Origin of the sequence: Streptococcus sp. 3.1, assembly GCF_016648915.1 — a bacterium.
Lineage (GTDB): Bacteria > Bacillota > Bacilli > Lactobacillales > Streptococcaceae > Streptococcus > Streptococcus salivarius_E.
In genome coordinates, this window is record NZ_JACLQV010000001.1 from 56,159 (window position 1) to 75,515 (window position 19,357).

Sequence of the window (19,357 nt, forward strand, 5' to 3'; positions counted from 1 at the left end):
TATTCTCACCTTTATCAGCTACCTTAGCAGAGAGAGTGAGCTCCCTCTCTAAAGCTTATTTTATTCTGTTTTATCTGAAGCTTCTTCTTTAGCTTTTTCTAATTCAGCAGCTTCTTTAGCTTGTTGTACACGTGCTTTTTCAAGATCATCAACGTGCATGACATCATCGTCTTCACCTTCATCAAGATCACGTAATTCAACTTCGTAGTCATCCTCATCAAGGACACGCATATCAAGACCAAGTGATTGCAATTCTTTAACAAGTACTCGGAATGATTCTGGTACACCTGGTTTTGGAATTGGTTTACCTTTAGTGATAGCTTCATAGGCTTTCAAACGTCCGTTAACGTCATCTGACTTGTAAGTCAAGATTTCTTGAAGGATATTTGATGCACCATAAGCTTCAAGGGCCCAAACCTCCATCTCACCGAAACGTTGTCCACCAAATTGTGCTTTACCACCAAGAGGTTGTTGGGTAACAAGTGAGTAAGGACCTACTGAACGAGCGTGAAGTTTATCATCAACCATGTGGTGAAGTTTGATCATGTACATGACACCAACTGACACACGGTTATCAAATGGTTCACCTGTACGTCCATCGTAAAGGATTGTCTTAGCATCACTATCCATACCTGCTTCACGAACAGTATCCCAGAGATCTTCTGAGCTTGCTCCATCAAAGACTGGTGTTGCGATGTGGATACCCAAGTTACGTGCAGCCATACCAAGGTGAAGTTCCATAACCTGACCGATGTTCATACGTGATGGCACCCCAAGTGGGTTCAACATGATATCAACTGGTGTACCGTCTGGAAGGTAAGGCATGTCTTCAACCGGAACAATACGAGAAACAACCCCTTTGTTACCGTGACGACCGGCCATCTTATCTCCGACCTTGATCTTACGTTTTTGAGCGATGTAAACACGAACAAGCATGTTAACACCTGATTGCAATTCATCACCGTTTGCACGTGTGAAGATTTTAACATCACGAACGACACCATCACCACCGTGAGGTACACGGAGTGACGTATCACGTACTTCACGAGATTTATCACCAAAGATAGCGTGGAGAAGACGTTCTTCAGCAGAAAGGTCTTTTTCACCCTTGGGTGTTACCTTACCAACAAGAATGTCACCTTCTTTAACCTCAGCACCGATACGGATAATACCCATTTCGTCAAGGTCTTTGAGGGCTTCTTCACCAACGTTTGGCAATTCACGTGTGATTTCTTCAGGCCCAAGCTTTGTATCGCGTGTTTCTGATTCGAATTCTTCCAAGTGAACAGATGTATAAACGTCATCTTTCACAAGACGCTCACTCATGATAACGGCATCCTCGAAGTTGTAACCTTCCCATGTCATGTATGCGACGATAGGGTTTTGACCGAGGGCCATTTCTCCACCTTCCATAGATGGACCATCAGCGATAAAGTCACCTTTTTCAACAATATCGCCAACCTTAACCAAAGTACGTTGGTTATAGGCAGTACCTGAGTTTGAACGACGGAATTTTTGAATAGTATAAACATCAAGAGAACCATCTTCACGACGAACTTCAACTTTATCAGCATCAGAGTAGACAACTTTACCGTCGTGTTGGGCGATAACTGCAGCTCCTGAATCGTGGGCAGCTTGATATTCCATACCAGTACCAACATAAGGTGCTTTAGGATCAATCAAAGGCACAGCCTGACGTTGCATGTTGGCACCCATAAGGGCACGGTTAGAGTCATCGTTTTCTAAGAAAGGAATACATGCTGTCGCAACGGCAACTACCTGTTTAGGAGAAACATCCACGAAATCTACAAGGTGTGATGGGTACTCTTGGTTATTACCTTGGTGACGACCCATAACGATTTCTTCTGCAAATGTTCCATCTTCGTTCAATTTAGAGTTAGCCTGAGCAACTGTGTACTCATCTTCTTCATCAGCAGTCAACCAAACCACTTCGTTGGTTACTTTACCAGTTGCACGGTCAACCTTACGATATGGTGTTTGAATGAAACCGTACTTGTTAAGGTGTCCGTATGAAGACAAGTTATTGATCAAACCGATGTTAGGTCCTTCAGGTGTTTCAATTGGACACATACGACCGTAGTGCGTGTAGTGCACGTCACGAACTTCATATCCGGCACGGTCACGTGTCAAACCACCAGGTCCCAAGGCTGACAAACGACGTTTGTGTGACAACTCTGACAATGGGTTGTGTTGGTCCATGAACTGTGACAACTGTGAAGAACCGAAGAATTCTTTAACAGCTGCAGTTACAGGGCGAATATTGATGATTTGTTGTGGTGTCAAGACTTCGTTATCTTGAACTGACATACGCTCACGTACGTTACGTTCCATACGAGCCAAACCAATACGGAATTGGTTAGCAAGCAATTCACCAACGGCACGGATACGACGGTTACCAAGGTGGTCGATATCGTCTACTTTACCGATACCTTCAGCAAGGTTGAGGAAGTAACTCATTTCAGCCAAGATATCCGCTGTTGTCAAAGCACGAACTTTGTCATCTGGGTTGGCATTACCAACAATTGTAACCACACGATCTGGATCATTTGGTGCAACAACCTTGAATTTTTGAAGAACAACAGGTTCTGTAACCACCGCATAATCGTTTGGTGTGTATACAAATTTGTTCAAATCACCATCCAAGTATTCTGCGATTGAATCAATCACATCACGTGTCATTTCAGTACCAGCTTCAACAAGGATTTCACCTGTTTCAGGATCTACCAAGTTTTCAGCAATTGTTTGTCCCAAAAGACGTGTCTTGATGTTAAGTTTTTTATTGACTTTGTAACGACCAACAGCAGCCAAGTCATAACGACGTGGATCAAAGAAACGAGCTACAAGCAAGCTACGTGAGCTGTCGGCAGTTTTTGGTTCACCTGGACGAAGACGTTCATAAATTTCTTTAAGCGCTTCATCAGTACGTGAATCTGCTGGGTTTTTGTGGATATCTTTTTCAATGGTATTACGAACCAACTCGCTATCACCAAAGATATCAACAATTTCGTCATCACCTGAGAATCCAAGCGCACGCACAAGCGTTGTGAATGGAATCTTACGTGTACGGTCGATACGAGTGTAGGCAATGTCTTTTGAATCTGTTTCAAGCTCAAGCCATGCCCCACGGTTAGGGATAACTGTTGATCCATAACCCACTTTACCGTTTTTATCAACCTTATCGTTAAAGTAAACACCAGGTGAGCGCACCAACTGAGAAACGATAATACGTTCACCACCATTGATGATGAAAGTACCCATCTCAGTCATAATAGGGAAATCTCCGAAGAAGACTTCCTGAGTTTTGATTTCACCAGTTTCTTTGTTAATAAGACGGAAAGTCACAAAGATAGGTGCTGAGTATGATGCATCGTGGATACGAGCTTCTTCAAGTGTATACTTAGGCTCTTTCAATTCGTAACCAACGAATTCCAATTCCATAGTGTCTGTGAAGTTTGAGATAGGAAGTACATCCTCAAAAACCTCTTTAAGACCAGTATCCAAGAATTCTTTGAATGAATCCGTTTGGATTTCAATCAAGTTTGGTAAATCAAGAACTTCTTTGATTCTTGAAAAACTACGACGGGTACGATGTTTCCCGTATTGAACGTCATGTCCTGCCAAGTCTTCTACTCCTTTTCTACATTCGAGACCTGCTTTGCAAGTCGTGCACTTTAAATATTTGTCTTCTGCCTTGTTCAGTCGCTTGTCCCATTAACAAGTGATTAAACACTAACATCCACTTATCTGATCAAGGATAAGCAAAACTCTTAGTATTTGAATTTTTAGAACCTTTAAATATGAGTTACAACACTTGAAAATCCTAAAAATAAGCACAAAAATAGCAGCTAAATCTGACCGAAAAAACGTTGATTTAACTGCTGTATCTCTTGATTGGACAATATTTCAACCAAGTAAGACGACAAATAGTTGTCTATATTATACCTAATTTTTTGCTTTTTTGCAAGTTTTCTTGGGAATTCCTAATGCCCTCCAAGAATGCTAGACCAGGCTTTTTGATAGTCACTGTCAGTTCCACCAATAGCAAATTTGTAGGTTGTATCTCCAGGCCCATTTTTAGCCCAATAAGTATCGACCATTTCACCACTTACAGAAACATTACGACCATTGACAGACACTGTTGCTGGTTTAAGGCCTGTTGATTTGAGCACACTTGCCTTAATAGCACTTGAATCGATATTAAACTTATCTCCCGTTTTAAAAATACCTGGATTGGCATTGTAGATGGCGGAAGTTAAACGAGCCATATATTGCGCATTGTAGGTGTAACCCGTTTTAGAATTGGTTGGTGTATTATTGTCATAACCAGCCCAACCACCAAGAGTAATACCAGGCGTTGAGACGATCAACCAAGCATCTGCAAAGTTATCTGTCGTTCCTGTTTTACCCATCCAGTCAGCTGAGGCTGCTGCACCATTGACATTTTTCAATTCAGAATGAAATTGAGTTGTCGCTCCCTTAACCACAACTTCCTTGAGCAGGTTATCCATGATGCTAGCCGTAGCTCTTGAAAAGACTTGAACCCCTTCAGATTTATGCTGATAGATAACTTCGCCAGTCCGGTCAGTAATACTATCAATCATATGACCCTTCTCATAGACGCCACCATTTGAAAGCATCTGATAGGCATTTACTTGCTGGGCAACCGTGGTTTCAATTCCCCCGCCAAGAGGTAAACTCTCGATATTGTAGTTAGCAATCTTATAACCCATCTTGGTCATGTAACCCTCAACGTCAACATCATGACGTTGAAGCATTTGATATGTCCAAAAGGCTGGAATATTCCACGAGGTATTGAGTGCCTCTTGGAGGTTCATCATAGCTGTACCCTTATCACCATCATGGAGAATAGGCGTTCCACCCGTAAAATTAGTTGGGTAGTTAGAAAGGATACTTGAGCTACCCATTAAACCTTGATCAATAGCAATTCCATAAGCAATAATAGGCTTAATAGATGAGCCTGGGGAGCGTGCCGTATCAAAAGCATGATTATTTTGATTATTTTCGTAACTACGACCACCAACAAATCCTAGAATTGCTCCAGTCGCATTATCCATGAGCACATTTCCGACTTCAACTCCACTATTTCCACCTTGGTCGAGGAGGCCACCATATTGACTCGCAGCATCTTGCATCGCATTATAAACTGCATTATCAATAGTTGTCTTAACGCTGTAGCCACCGGTTTGTAGCTCTTGTAGGGCCCTCTCACGATAGCTTTCCTTGGTCTTATCATTTTTCAAATCTTGACTCGATACCTTGTCACGTTTAACTAGATAATCATACATGACATCCTGAGCCTCAGACATGACAGAATAGTACAAATAGTCATGACTTACGGCATCAGACTTCTCACCAGCCTTGAAATCTTTAGTGATATCATAATCCTTATAGCTTTCATACTGCGACTTATCTAGATAGCCACCGCGATAAAGATTGTAGAGTACATCTTGCTGACGTGCTAAGCCATAAGAAAGATCCTCTGCATTTTTTAATTGACCGTCAGCTGTATAAGGTGAGTAGACAATCGGGCTCTGTGGCAAACCTGCCAGATAAGCCGCCTGAGGAACTGTCAAATCCGCTGCAGATACCCCAAAAATACCTTGAGCAGCCTCCTCAATACCAGCAATATTTTTCCCCTTGTTGTTACGTCCAAAAGGAGAAACATTCAGATAATCGGTTAAAATTTCATTTTTAGAAGCGCGACGCTCCAATTGTAAGGCATAGATAATCTCTGCTGCCTTACGTTTAAAGGTTGGCGCATCGCCTGTTACCTGTTGCTTGATTAACTGCTGCGTTAGCGTCGAACCACCACTTGAAGAGCCAACCCCCAAAACTGATGACACCAAAGCCCTAAAAACTGCCTTTGGTACAACACCCTTATGCTTTTTAAAATTTTCATCCTCAGTCGCAATGATGGCATTTTTGACATTGTTAGAAATCGCATCACTCTCAATAGGTGTTCTCAGCAAGTCAGTATCAATATCCGCAATCTTCTTGGAATCAGAATAGCTCATCGAAGATACCAAACTAACCTCACTAATCTGATTCAACAAGGTTTTGTCCTTAATCGACGGAACAGACTCAATTTGACTCCCCAGATAACCCAAACCAATTCCTGCACCGAATAAGGTAAGAACGATAATAACCACATAAAAGAAATCAGACAAGAGCTTTAAAGTTTTTAAGAAAACATCACCCATGTCTAAGAGTGTCATCCCATCCTCAGGCGACTTCCGTGCTTGCTTACGATTCCACTTAGATCCAGTCGTAGCTTTCCTTTCTTTAAAAGATTTATCTCCTCTTTTAGACCTAGAACTAGCAAACTTTGTACGAATAGTCTGCCCTAGTCGCCTAAAATAATTTATTATTTTTTCAAAATTCATAGAAATACCTCAAAGCCTATTATAACAAACTTTGACAAAGCTTGCATAGGGTTGCTTTCTTTTGGTATAATGGTTCAGAATATACTTTACTGGAGAATATCATGACAATTTTTGAAGAACTAAAAGCACGTGGCTTGATTTTTCAAACCACTGATGAAGAAGCCCTTGTAAAAGCCTTTGAAGAGGGACCAGTCTCATACTACACTGGTTATGACCCAACAGCAGACAGTCTCCACCTTGGACACCTTGTCGCTATCCTTACAAGTCGCCGGCTTCAATTGGCTGGACACAAACCTTACGCCCTCGTTGGTGGTGCAACAGGTTTGATTGGTGACCCATCATTTAAAGATGCTGAACGTAGCCTGCAAACCAAAGAAACTGTTGAAGGTTGGGTTGAAAAAATCCAAGGACAACTCTCTCGTTTCCTTGATTTTGAAAATGGTGACAACAAGGCCGTTATGGTCAACAACTATGACTGGTTTGGTTCAGTCAGCTTCATTGATTTCTTACGTGACGTAGGTAAATACTTCACAGTTAACTACATGATGAGTAAGGAATCTGTTAAGAAACGTATCGAAACAGGTATCTCTTACACTGAGTTTGCCTACCAAATCATGCAAGGTTACGATTTCTATGAACTCAACGATAAGTACGGCGTAACCCTCCAAATTGGTGGTTCTGACCAATGGGGTAACATGACAGCAGGTACTGAGCTCTTGCGTCGTAAAGCAGATAAATCTGGACACGTCATCACTGTACCACTTATCACAGATTCAACTGGTAAAAAATTCGGTAAATCAGAAGGTAACGCTGTCTGGCTTGATGCTACTAAAACAACCCCTTACGAAATGTACCAATTCTGGCTCAACGTCATGGATGATGACGCCGTTCGCTTCTTGAAGATTTTCACTTTCTTGTCACTTGAAGAGATCGAAGAGATCGGTAAAGAATTTGACCAAGCTCGTCATCAACGTTTGGCACAAAAGGTTTTGGCTCGTGAAGTTGTTACTTTGGTCCACGGTAAAGAAGCTTACGAACAAGCTGTTCACATCACTGAACAACTCTTCGCTGGTAACCTTAAAGCTCTCTCAGCACGAGACCTTAAAGTTGCCCTTAACGGTGTCCCAACTTATGAAATTTCTGCAGATGAAAATCTGAACATCGTTGAACTTCTCGTCAATGCAAAAATTTCACCATCTAAACGTCAAGCACGTGAAGATGTCCAAAACGGCGCTATCTACATCAACGGTGAACGTGTACAAGACTTGGATTACACTCTCTCAGACACAGATAAAATTGATAATGAAATTACTGTTATCCGTCGTGGTAAGAAGAAAAACTTTGTCTTGACTTACTAATTTATAGCTATTCTCACTCCTTAATGGAGTGAGTTTTTTTGTTGCACTATATTTTACAATTTATCTACCAAAAAAGAGCAGTAGGATTGATTCCCAACTACTCTCTTCAGAACACAAAAAACCAGCACTAGGCCGGTTTTCGAGACTATCACATTAGTTATAGATTTTGAATGCGTCGTCGTCGTTTTGACCAACGAATGGCATTGCTTTACGCAATTCAGCACCAACTTTTTCGATTTCAAGGTTAGCAGCTTCTTCACGGTAAGCAGTAAGTTTTGGACGTCCAGCCTTGTAGTCGTTAACGAAGTCGTTAGCGAATTTACCATTTTGGATGTCAGCAAGAACTGCTTTCATATTTTCTTTCACTTGTTCAGTGATAACACGTGGACCTGATACGTAGTCACCGAATTCAGCAGTGTTTGAAATTGATTGACGCATTTTCTTGAATCCACCTTCGTAGATCAAGTCAACGATCAATTTCATTTCGTGAAGCACTTCAAAGTAAGCCAATTCTGGAGCATATCCAGCTTCAGTCAAGACTTCAAAACCAGCTTCGATAAGGGCAGTCAAACCACCACAAAGAACTGCTTGTTCACCAAACAAATCTTCTTCAGTTTCTTCTTTGTATGTTGTTTCAAGAAGACCAACACGTGCTGCACCAACACCTTTACACCAGTCCATAGCGATGTCTTTAGCGTTACCTGTAGCATCTTGGTATACTGCGTAAAGTGCAGGAACACCAAAACCTTCTTCAAATGTACGACGTACCAAGTGACCTGGTCCTTTAGGAGCACACATGAAGACATCAACATCTTTAGGAACTTTGATGAATTCAAAGTGGATGTTAAATCCGTGTGCAAAACCAACAGCATTACCAGCTTCAAGGTTTGGAGCAATTTCTGCTTCGTAAAGTTCTTGTTGGATTTCGTCTGGAGCCAAGATCATGATAACGTCAGCCAATTTAGTTGCTTCTGCTACTGTGTAAGTATCAAAACCATCTTCTTTAGCTTTATCAAATGATTTACCTGGACGAACACCGATGATCACATCGTGACCTGTATCACGCAAGTTTTGTGCATGCGCATGACCTTGTGAACCGTAACCGATAACGGCGATTTTTTTACCGTCAAGTGCTGCTACTTTTACGTCTTTTTCATATTCCATTTGAACTGCCATAGTAATATGTCTCTTTTCTAAAAAAATAATTTATTGCCTTTTTAAGGCTGGGTTAACAAATTTAAGTTGGATTTTTTAATCACGGGTAAATCCAGTAGCACCCGTACGAGCGATATTTTTGATTCCGTAAGGACGAATAACTCGTAGAAGCGCCTCGCTCTTTTCAGCATCACCAGTCATCTGGATAGTGATAGAGCTTGGTGCCACATCAACCACCGAAGCACGGAAAGGTTGAATAATCGCCAAGATTTCAGCACGTTTAGAGGTTGGTGCTGATACCTTAACTAGGATAACTTCACGTTCCAAGTGTGGCTGATCCGTGATATCACGGATGCGAATCACATCAATCTGACGATTAAGCTGTTTGATGATTTGTTCCACTTCATTTTGAGTATTCACATCAATAATAATCGTAATACGTGAAACGTTAGGATCCTCAGAAGCCCCTACAGAGATACTTTCAATGTTAACTTGACGTCGTGAAAGAACACCTGTGAAGCGGTTAAGGACACCTGAACGGTTCTGAAGTTTAGCTGTTAACATTCTACGCATTGAACTTCACCCCCAACATTTCGTGATTACTCTTACCAGCCGGAACGATTGGCAAGACATGCTCTTTACGAGAGATATCCACCTCGATGAACATTGGCACGTCTTCCTTGATAACTTCCAAATCCTGATCAATTGTCTCTGGATTATCAAACTTGTAAGACTTAATGCCGTAAGCTTGAGCCATCAATTGGAAATCTGGAAGGGTATCAAAGACAGACTCTGATGTACGCCCTTCGTAGAAGGACTCTTGCCATTGACGTACCATACCAAGTGAGTGGTTATTCAACATAACAACCTTGATTGGCACCTTGTAAACATTTAAGATAGCCAATTCTTGATTCGTCATTTGGAAACCACCATCACCAACAAAGAGGATAACTTCTTTATCAGGATTAGCAATTTTAGCACCAATTGCTGCTGGAACACCGAACCCCATTGTTCCAAGACCACCTGAGGTCACCAATTGACGCTCATTTTGGTATGGATAATACTGAGCTGTCCACATTTGATGTTGACCAACGTCAGTAACAACAACCGCGTCACCCTTAGTCAATTCACCGATACGCTCGATAACTGCCTGAGGCTGTACCATACGTTCCTTCTTATCGTAAGAACGTACACGCTCTTTATCTTTTGTAACTTTTTCAATCCATTTTTCAGTGTTATTCTTAACCACTGGTTCTGCTAAGAGCATTTCAAGAGCTTGCTTGGCATCACCAACAACTGGAAGGTCCACTGCAATAATTTTACCAATCTCAGCTGGATCTACATCAATATGGACAACCTTGGCATTCTTGGCAAATGTTTTAGGATTACCTGTCAAACGGTCATCAAAACGACAACCAATGGCAATCATAAAGTCAGCATCGGTCATAGCAATGTTAGCTGCATATGAACCGTGCATACCACCCATACCCAAGAAGAGGGGGTGACTAGTAGCAATTGTCCCTTGACCTAAAAGACTTGTAACAACTGGGATTTGGTAGCGTTCTGCAAAAGTAACTAGCTCCTTAGCAGATTCAGAATAAGACACCCCACCTCCAGCTACAATAACCGGCTTCTTAGCTTTACCCAACTGCTTCAAGATTTTCTTGATTTGCATTTCGTTTGGTCTTAGCGTCGGTTGGTAACTTGGAAGATTAATTTCAGGATCGTTGATGAAGGCTGTTTCCTTAGCCACGACATCTTTAGGGAGGTCGACAACAACTGGACCAGGTCGGCCAGTTGTTGCAATATGAACCGCTTCCCTAATAATACGAGGAATATCAGCTGTATCGCGAATCTGATAATTGTATTTGGTAATCGGCATGGTAATTCCGACAATGTCAGCCTCTTGGAAGGCATCCTTACCAATACCTGGTGTTGCGACCTGACCAGTAAAGACTAGGAGAGGTACGCTATCACTCATAGCATCTGCAATCCCGGTAATAGCATTAGTGGCACCAGGACCACTCGTTACAAGAGCAACACCGAGTTTACCAGTTGATTTGGCATAACCTTCAGCTTCGTGCAGACTTCCTTGCTCATGACGAGATAAGATATGATTAATCTTGTCATTTTTGTAAATAGCATCATACAAAGGAAGAACCGCTCCGCCAGGATATCCAAAGATAGTTGAAATCCCAAGTTCAAGAAGTGTATCTAGAATTAAATCAGCACCAGAGCGTGCTTCTTCAAGTTCAATTTTCTTCACATGGACCTCCTTTAGTAGTTGTTTTTTTCGAATTGTCTAAAAATTCAAAACCTTGTATACTATGATAACATTTTTAACCAAATTTGCAAGGGTTTCGGAGAAAAATATCACAAACTCTTCGGAAAGAATGTTCTTAGTTTTTTTCTTGTGCTTGACGTTCTGCTTTACGTTCTTCGAATTCTTCGTCACTCATCAAAGTTCCGCCAACATTGGCTGATTTAGCAAAGGCTGTATAGCGACGCAACCAACCACTTGAAATTTTTGATTTGAAAGTTTTCAAATGTTTGCGGCGTTCTTCAAGGGTTGCATCATCGACAAGCAGATCAAGGGTACGATTTGGTAGGTCAATCACGATTTCATCCCCATCTTCGATTAGGGCGATATTACCACCTTCTGCTGCTTCTGGAGAAACATGACCAATAGCAATACCACGAGTAGCTCCTGAGAAACGACCATCCGTAATCAGAGCCACATCCTTACCAAGACCGCGTCCGACAATCTTAGAAGTTGGTGCCAACATTTCTGGCATACCAGGTCCACCCTGAGGACCTTCGTAACGAATGACAACGACATGGCCCTTCTTAACTGTTCCATTATCAATTAACTCAAGGGCCTGATCTTGTGAATCACAACAAATAGCTTTACCACGGAAAGTTTTAACAGACGGATCTACACCACCGACCTTGATAACCGCTCCATCCTGAGCAATATTTCCGTAAAGGATAGACAAACCACCAACTGGTGAGATAGGATGCTCAATTGGATGGATAATTTCTTCATTTTTGATTTCAGCACCAGCTACGTTTTCTTTCAAAGTCTTACCAGTAACTGTAATACGATCACCCTTAATGGCTCCTTTTTTAATCAACTGATTAATAATGGCTGGAACACCACCAGCTTCATGGACATCATGCATAGTGTAAACACTTGAAGGTGCAATTTTAGAGAGATAAGGTGTCTTCTTGGCAATCTCGTTAATGTCTTTAAGATCATAGTCAATACCGGCCTCACGCGCAATAGCAAGCGTATGAAGAACAGTATTGGTTGAACCACCCATGGCCATATCTAGAGCAAACGCATCATCGATGGCTTCTTTGGTCACAATATCACGTGGGCGAACATTATTTTTGATGTTATCCATCAATTTTGTGGCTGCTTGACGAACCAATTCACGGCGTTCATCTGAAACGGCTAGGATAGTACCGTTACCTGGAAGGGCAAGGCCCAAAACTTCCATCAAACAGTTCATTGAGTTAGCGGTAAACATTCCTGAGCATGAACCACAAGTTGGACAAGCATTTTTCTCCAAATAATCGAGCTCTTCCTTGCTCATATCTCCAGCCTGATAGGTACCTACAGCTTCAAACAAACTTGATAGCGTCGCTTGGTGACCAGTCATGTCAACGCCACCCTTCATAGGGCCACCAGAACAAAATACTGCTGGCACATTAGTACGCATGGCCGCCAAAATCATCCCTGGTGTAATCTTATCACAGTTAGGAATGTAGAAAACCCCGTCAAACCAGTGGGCATTAATAACTGTTTCTGCAGAATCGGCAATCAATTCACGAGATGGAAGACTGTAACGCATCCCAATATGCCCCATGGCAATCCCATCATCCACACCAATGGTATTAAACTCAAAAGGAATACCGCCAGCCTCACGGATAGCTTCCTTGGCAATATCTGCTAATTCACGCAAGTGAACATGCCCTGGAACAATATCAATATAAGAGTTACAAATAGCAATGAAGGGCTTTTGCATGTCATTGGCAGATTTAACTTGCCCAGTCGCATACAAAAGTCCGCGTGCTGGTGCCTTATCAACACCAACTTTGATCATATCACTTCTCATGATGTTACCTTCAATCTATAAAATTTCTTACAACATATGTTACCACTTTGGAAAGTAATGTCAAGGAATTTTCAGAATATTTTTGTAATTCCGAAAAGATATCCCTGCTATATCAAAACTGACAAAACAAAAAGGAAGCCCTAAGACTTCCTAAATGATTATTCAAAATTATTCAACACTGAAGAGGTATGGATAAACTGGTTGGTCTCCTTGGAAGATTTCAACTTCGATATCTTCGTGAGCCTCTTCCAATTTTTCCGCAAGTGCTTGAGCTTGTTCTTGATTACCTTCTTCGCCGACGTAAATCATAACAATTTCACTGTCTTCGTCAATCATTTTGTCAAAGGTATCAAGAAGGGCTTGGTCCATATCTGGTGTAGACACAAGGATCTTACCATCCACCATACCAAGGATGTCATTTTCATGAATCTCAAGACCATCAATAGTTGTATCACGTACCGCCAATGTCACGCTACCACTTGTTACATCTGAAAGACTAGCTGTCATAGCTTCAACATTAGCTTCGATACTTTGGCTAGGATCGAAAGCAAGCAAACTTGTAAATCCTTGTGGAACTGTACGTGTTTCAACAACAGCCGCATTGACATCTACTACTTCAGCAGCTGATTGCGCTGCCATAAAGATGTTTTTATTGTTTGGCAAGATGATTACATTCTTAGCATTGACCTGTTCAATAGCCTTAACAATATCTTCTGTTGATGGGTTCATTGTTTGACCACCTGAAATCACATAGTCAACACCTTGTGATTTGAAGATATCTGCAAGTCCATCTCCGGCAACAACTGCAATAAGGGCAAAGTCTTTAGGAGCAGAAGGTGTAGCTTGGATAGCTTCTTCTTTTTGAACTTGTGCATCGTGTTGGTTACGCATGTTGTCAACCTTAACTTTGACAAGAGCCCCATATTTAAGACCTTCTTGCATGACAAGACCTGGATCCTCTGTATGGACGTGAACTTTTACAATTTCATCGTCGTTAACCACAAGAAGAGAATCCCCAAGGTTACTCAAGTAATTTTGGAACTCTTCATAGTCAAAGTCTTTCACATAAGTCGGACCTTGTTTGAGACCAATCATGATTTCCGTACAGTAACCGAAGGTAATGTCTTCTGTTGCAACATGACCAGCAACTGACTTATGGTGTTCTGCATTGATCATCTCTGTCATCGTAGCAGGTGTCGCTTGGAAGTCCTCTGAAGCGATATACTCACCTGTGAGGGCTGACAAGAAACCTTCATAAATGAAGACCAAACCTTGACCACCTGAGTCTACCACACCAACTTCTTTCAAAACTGGAAGCATCTCTGGTGTCTTGGCCAAGGCAGCCTTAGCTCCATCGAGAGCTGCACGCATAACCTCAACAGCATCATTTGTAGATTCAGCTTTCTTAATCGCTGCTGAAGCTGCACCACGTGATACTGTAAGGATTGTTCCTTCGACAGGTTTCATAACTGCTTTATAAGCAACTTCAACACCTGCTTGGAAGGCATGAGCTAAATCTTGACCATCAAGTTCCGTTTTATCCTTGATACTTTGACCAAATCCACGGAACAATTGTGACGTGATAACACCCGAGTTACCACGGGCACCCATCAAAAGACCTTTAGATAAAATCTGACCAACTTCACCAACTGTTGAAGCTGATTGATCTGCGACAGCTTTAGCTCCGTTATCCATAGTCATTCCCATGTTTGTTCCAGTATCTCCATCTGGTACTGGGAAGACATTGAGTGAATTCACATATTCTGCTTGCTTACCTAGACGTGTTGCTGCTGCTTGGACCATCTCCTGAAGCAAGCTTGTTGTAATTTTAGACACTAGTTTTCTCCTACGACTTTAATATTTTGAACGTAAACATTTACTGTTTCAGCCTTGATACCGAGTTGATTCTCAAGATTAAATTTCACACGTTCTTGAATATTTTTTGAAACCTCACTAATCTTAACACCGTAACTCATAACAGTGTAAACATCCACAGTGATACCTGCATCAGTAGATTTCACGACAACTCCTTTTGCGTAGTTTTCCTTTCCAAGAAGTGCTTGAAAATTATCTCGGATAGCACTCTTACTTGCCATACCGACAACGCCAAAAATTTCTGTTGCTGAACCGCCAACTACTGTTGCGATGACATCATCTGACAATTCGATTTGACCATCTTTTGTATTGATTTTTACAGTCATAATTACTACCTCAAAAAGTTTTTATCAGCTTATTTTACCATATTCGAGCTTACTTGTAAAAAATAAGAAGAAGATACCCTTTGAATAAGAGTATCTCCTCAATATTTATCATTAAAACTTTCTCTTTATGAGATAACGACGGTACATCACATAGAGGAAGACCGCACGCCATACATTATCAACAACGGTTGCAATCCAGACACCAGCAAGACCCATTCCCAGACTCACCCCAAGGAAATATCCTGAGAAAATTCGGATAATCCACATCCCAATAGTTGTTGCATAGAAAGGCATCTTAGCCTTACCAAGACCTTGCCAAACTGCTGTGTAGACTAGAGTCCCCGAGGTCACAGGATTCCCAAGGAAAGAATAAAGAATAACTACCTGGCTAGCCGCAATAGCTGCTTTATTATCTGTAAAGAGACCTGATAAGCCTTGTCCAAAAAGCAAGATGCTCCCTGAAACCAGAACCATCAAAAAGGTTGAAATCCAATAAGACTCTCGTACAATACGCTTCATCTGAGCCTTATCCCCTCGACCCAAACTATTGGCAACCAAGATAACCGTAGCCGTTGCGACTCCCATACCAGGCATATAGTTAAACTGAGTAAGGTTTTCACCGATGGCGTTACCACCGACAACGGCTGTACCAAAGGTAACAATAATAGCCACAATGACCACATCTCCAGCACGCATCATCAGTCGTTCACCTGCTGCTGGCAGAGCAATCCCCAACAACTCCCTGTTGAAAGGTTTGGTAACTTCAAGCTGCTTCACATCCAATTTCATCGCTTGCCACAGTATCACTGTCCCAACCAGACGAGAAAAAACCGTAGCCGTTGCGACCCCAATAATCCCCCAATGTCCCACAAAGATAGCTAAAGAAGATAAAATAGCATTAAGGACATTAGTCAAAAGACTGACGACCATGGAAATACGAGGCCGTCCCTTAGCCCGTAGTATGTTACCAAAAGTAGTCATTAAGGCTAGGAAGACCACTCCTCCACCGACAAGAGCAAGGTAGAGACTACCAGCCTGAGTCACAGATTGCTCAGTACCTAAAAGATTAAGAATGGCCCCACCACCAAAAATGGAAAGCAAACCAAGAATGAGACTAAGAGCAAGGGTAATAATAATAGCATCCCAGGTGTCTCGGTTAGTCGCTTTAACATCTCCCTTCCCTAGACTTCTAGCAATGACACTGGCACTTGAGGCTCCTAGAGCAATGAAGATAGCTTGGTAAATCGTGATTATATTATTGGCTACGGAAACCCCTGATATGGCGACAATACCAACCTGAGCCACTAGGTAAGAATCGACAACCCCCATCAACATTTGTAGAAGGTTTTCGGCCATAGCAGGCAAGGCTATGTTTAGAATTTTCTTTGTTTCTGTCATAATATTCTCTTCTATATTGATAAAAATAGGGCTGATTTCTCAGCTCCTATTTTTTTATTCTTATACACCAAGATAGCTTTCAACTGCTTTTTGCATATCAGCTGCCGCAACAACTGTTTTATGGCGAACTTCCGCATGTTCAAGTCCATTTACAGCAGCTGGGATAGCTACACCTGAAAGTTGGTGCAAATCTTCTACTGCTTTGAAATCATCCCCACTGTCTTTACCAGTGACAGCTGAAATAGCCACACGTGGGAATTTGTATGGGCTAGCTGTTGAAGCGATAACTGTAGGGGTGTGGTCATCTGTCTTTTGAACATATGCTTCGTAAACAGCTGAGGCAACCGCTGTATGAGGATCTTCGATATACTTGTTTTCATCATAGACACGTTTGATTTCAGCAGCTGTTTCATCCTCAGTTGCAAAACCTGCTGCAAACAAATCAAGAATATCTTTATCTGCACCAGCCAAAGTATACTCGCCCTTAGTCACAAGTGCATCCATGAGCTCTTTAGTCTTAGCAGCATCATTACCAAGAAGGTGGAAAATCAAGCGTTCCAAGTTAGAAGATACCAAGATATCCATAGAAGGACTTGTCGTTACCTTGAAGTCACGTTTCTTGTCATAAGTACCTGTTGCGAAGAAGTCTGTGAGGACGTTATTTTCATTAGAGGCACAGATTAATTTGCCAACCGGAACACCAATCTGACGTGCATAATAAGCCGCCAAGATATTACCAAAGTTTCCTGTTGGTACTGTGAAGTTAACCTTATCTCCGTTTTGGATATGACCTGCCTTAACCAACTGCGCATAGGCATATACATAGTAAACCACTTGTGGTACCAAACGACCGACGTTCATTGAGTTAGCTGATGAGAATTGCGTATGATGAGCCAACAATTTCTCACGCAAGTCAACATCATTAAACATACGTTTCACATCGGTTTGAGCATCATCAAAGTTACCATCAATGGCAATAACGTGAGTGTTAGCCCCTGTTTGAGTGGTCATTTGCAATTCTTGGATTTTTGAAACACCGTCTTTTGGATAAAAGACAATAATTTCAGTTCCAGGAACATCTGCAAAACCAGCCATAGCAGCCTTACCAGTATCACCTGATGTCGCTGTCAAGATAACAATCTTATTATCAACACCTTGCTTTTTAGCTGATGTTGTTAACAAGTAAGGCAAGATTGAAAGGGCCATATCTTTGAAAGCGATAGTAGAACCATGGAAAAGTTCAAGGTTATAGTGGTTCTTAAGTTTAACTACTGGTGCAATAGTAGCTGTATCAAACTTGTCGTCATAAGCATTTGTGATACAGTAATCTAATTCCTCTTCCGTAAAATCATCCAAGAAAGCTGACAAGACCAATTTAGCAACTTCTTGGTAAGAAGCGTCTTTCAATTGATCAAAGTCCAAAGCAACCTCAGGTGTTGACAATGGTGTGAACAAGCCACCATCTGTTGCCAAACCTTGAAGAATAGCTTGACTAGCAGTTACTTTATTATTTTCGTCACGTGTTGATTGGTATACAAGTGTCATGGTAAATCCTCTTTTTAGATAGTCTGTGGCTCTATTGTAGCATAATTGTCAGAATATTTCTACACGTATTGTGACTTATGAGAAAATCATTCGGATATCACCTTATTCTCTTCCCTCAAAGACATGAAAAAATCCGGAATAGCGATTCCGGATGTCATTTTAAAATTTATCTTTGGTGTCATTCTTAGTTGAGAAAGTAATATCTTTTGATTTACCATCACCACTAAGCGTTACTTTCTTGTCTTTTTTAGTCACTTTTAGCTCTTGACCTTTTTTCACATTGAGACCATCGATATCAACATCTTTGTTGACAGAAGTAACAGTCATCTTATGCCCCAAGCGACTAACCTTCCCTTTGAAAAGGGTTGTTGTTGTTTCGCCTGTCTTCGAATCATACTTTTGACCATTATCTTTCGCAGCTTTTTCAAGAGCTTCATCAAGTTCTTTTTCTATGGTTTCCTCACTATAATAGTTTTCAAAGGAATCTCCATAGAAGGCTTTAAATAAATCTCCAAAGGCTGAGAAGGACTTCTGAACCCTCTCACGATAGTCCTTGATATAGGTTTTCTTATCAAAAGTATAGCTAGCAGTCACCTTGGCATTGCTACCCTTTACTTTCATGGTTACAGCAGTATCTTTAAAGTACTTTTCAAGCTCCTTACTATCCAAGTCTGTCAAACTTTCAGACATGCTTGAGCTATACTCTCTACCTAGAGAACTACTGTACCATTTGCCATCAATATTACCTGTCACATAACGGTAAGTCATAAAGCCACCGATACATAAGAAGACAAGGACTACTGCTGACAAAACTGAGACTAGGATGCGTTTTTTCTTTTTGGGATCCATTGGTTTTTTAGGAGCCAAATTTGCCATAGCTGCTTGTCCTTCTGGAAAAGGAACCGTAGAAGGTGCAGTTGCTGTTACTACTGGTGCCGTTTCAGTTGGTAGAGGACTAGTACTTGTCTCGACGATTTCTGCCTCAACCTTAATAGGTTCAGTAGTAGCTGCATCTTCAGTTTTAGCCGGTGCTTCATTAACAAACTCCCCAGCTTTCAAAGCATCCGCCATTTCCTGAACACTCGGCTTGCGTCCGTTTACCGTTTCAAAATAGTCCAACCATTCTGCTCTTGTCATTTATATTCCCCTTTAAT

The 19,357-nt window shown here is 41.4% G+C and carries 12 protein-coding genes; 1 reads left to right on the top strand and 11 read right to left on the bottom strand.

Going from position 1 to position 19,357, the window contains the following annotated elements; translation table 11 throughout:
- Positions 1 to 60: 60 nt before the first annotated feature.
- Together rpoB and pbp1b are read right to left on the bottom strand one after the other, a co-directional pair.
- Positions 61 to 3,642, bottom strand: coding sequence for a DNA-directed RNA polymerase subunit beta (gene rpoB, locus H7U02_RS00325; protein ID WP_002885744.1), 3,582 nt, complete (start codon positions 3,640 to 3,642; stop codon positions 61 to 63).
- A 359-nt stretch (positions 3,643 to 4,001) separates the two neighbouring features.
- Positions 4,002 to 6,425 (bottom strand): penicillin-binding protein PBP1B, encoded by a 2,424-nt coding sequence (gene pbp1b / locus H7U02_RS00330; protein WP_201042576.1) that lies wholly within the window; start codon positions 6,423 to 6,425, stop codon positions 4,002 to 4,004.
- A 101-nt stretch (positions 6,426 to 6,526) separates the two neighbouring features.
- Here pbp1b and tyrS point away from each other — a divergent pair, with 101 nt between their 5' ends.
- Positions 6,527 to 7,783, top strand: coding sequence for a tyrosine--tRNA ligase (gene tyrS / locus H7U02_RS00335; protein WP_003092098.1), 1,257 nt, complete (start codon positions 6,527 to 6,529; stop codon positions 7,781 to 7,783).
- 153 nt (positions 7,784 to 7,936) lie between these two features.
- On the opposite strand, the gene ilvC is transcribed toward tyrS, so the two are convergent.
- The 9 genes from ilvC to H7U02_RS00380 form a co-directional block, all read right to left on the bottom strand.
- Complete coding sequence (gene ilvC / locus H7U02_RS00340; protein WP_002885764.1) at positions 7,937 to 8,959, bottom strand: ketol-acid reductoisomerase; 1,023 nt, start codon at positions 8,957 to 8,959, stop codon at positions 7,937 to 7,939.
- 75 nt (positions 8,960 to 9,034) lie between these two features.
- The gene (ilvN, locus tag H7U02_RS00345) at positions 9,035 to 9,511 is read right to left on the bottom strand and encodes an acetolactate synthase small subunit (RefSeq protein WP_002892046.1); all 477 of its coding nucleotides are present in this window, start codon (positions 9,509 to 9,511) and stop codon (positions 9,035 to 9,037) included.
- Entirely contained in the window at positions 9,504 to 11,204 is a 1,701-nt protein-coding gene (locus H7U02_RS00350; protein ID WP_070437470.1) for an acetolactate synthase large subunit, read from the bottom strand. The genes ilvN and H7U02_RS00350 overlap by 8 nt, the downstream gene beginning before the upstream one ends.
- A gap of 133 nt (positions 11,205 to 11,337) precedes the next feature.
- On the bottom strand, positions 11,338 to 13,059 hold the full coding sequence (ilvD, locus tag H7U02_RS00355; RefSeq protein WP_070437467.1) for a dihydroxy-acid dehydratase: 1,722 nt from the start codon (positions 13,057 to 13,059) through the stop codon (positions 11,338 to 11,340).
- 168 nt (positions 13,060 to 13,227) lie between these two features.
- Positions 13,228 to 14,895 carry a DAK2 domain-containing protein gene (locus tag H7U02_RS00360; RefSeq protein WP_070437464.1) on the bottom strand — a complete coding sequence of 556 codons (1,668 nt, stop codon included), beginning with the start codon at positions 14,893 to 14,895 and terminating at the stop codon, positions 13,228 to 13,230.
- On the bottom strand, positions 14,895 to 15,260 hold the full coding sequence (locus H7U02_RS00365) for an Asp23/Gls24 family envelope stress response protein (RefSeq protein WP_002885694.1): 366 nt from the start codon (positions 15,258 to 15,260) through the stop codon (positions 14,895 to 14,897). Before H7U02_RS00365 ends, H7U02_RS00360 begins: the two co-directional genes overlap by 1 nt.
- Positions 15,261 to 15,371: 111 nt before the next feature.
- Entirely contained in the window at positions 15,372 to 16,658 is a 1,287-nt protein-coding gene (locus H7U02_RS00370) for an MATE family efflux transporter (RefSeq protein ID WP_110980821.1), read from the bottom strand.
- A 60-nt stretch (positions 16,659 to 16,718) separates the two neighbouring features.
- Positions 16,719 to 18,203, bottom strand: a complete 1,485-nt coding sequence (thrC, locus tag H7U02_RS00375; RefSeq protein ID WP_080611672.1) for a threonine synthase — start codon at positions 18,201 to 18,203, stop codon at positions 16,719 to 16,721.
- A gap of 159 nt (positions 18,204 to 18,362) precedes the next feature.
- Complete coding sequence (locus H7U02_RS00380) at positions 18,363 to 19,340, bottom strand: hypothetical protein (protein ID WP_110980820.1); 978 nt, start codon at positions 19,338 to 19,340, stop codon at positions 18,363 to 18,365.
- Between the last annotated feature and the right edge of the window lie 17 nt (positions 19,341 to 19,357).

Bases quoted from the DNA above. Each gene is read 5' to 3' on its own strand.
- thrC (WP_080611672.1), bottom strand. From the start codon at position 18,203: ATGACACTTGTATACCAATCAACACGTGACGAAAATAATAAAGTAACT.
- pbp1b (WP_201042576.1), bottom strand. From the start codon at position 6,425: ATGAATTTTGAAAAAATAATAAATTATTTTAGGCGACTAGGGCAGACT.
- tyrS (WP_003092098.1), top strand. From the start codon at position 6,527: ATGACAATTTTTGAAGAACTAAAAGCACGTGGCTTGATTTTTCAAACC.
- H7U02_RS00365 (WP_002885694.1), bottom strand. From the start codon at position 15,260: ATGACTGTAAAAATCAATACAAAAGATGGTCAAATCGAATTGTCAGAT.
- H7U02_RS00380 (WP_110980820.1), bottom strand. From the start codon at position 19,340: ATGACAAGAGCAGAATGGTTGGACTATTTTGAAACGGTAAACGGACGC.
- ilvC (WP_002885764.1), bottom strand. From the start codon at position 8,959: ATGGCAGTTCAAATGGAATATGAAAAAGACGTAAAAGTAGCAGCACTT.
- ilvN (WP_002892046.1), bottom strand. From the start codon at position 9,511: ATGCGTAGAATGTTAACAGCTAAACTTCAGAACCGTTCAGGTGTCCTT.
- ilvD (WP_070437467.1), bottom strand. From the start codon at position 13,059: ATGAGAAGTGATATGATCAAAGTTGGTGTTGATAAGGCACCAGCACGC.
- H7U02_RS00370 (WP_110980821.1), bottom strand. From the start codon at position 16,658: ATGACAGAAACAAAGAAAATTCTAAACATAGCCTTGCCTGCTATGGCC.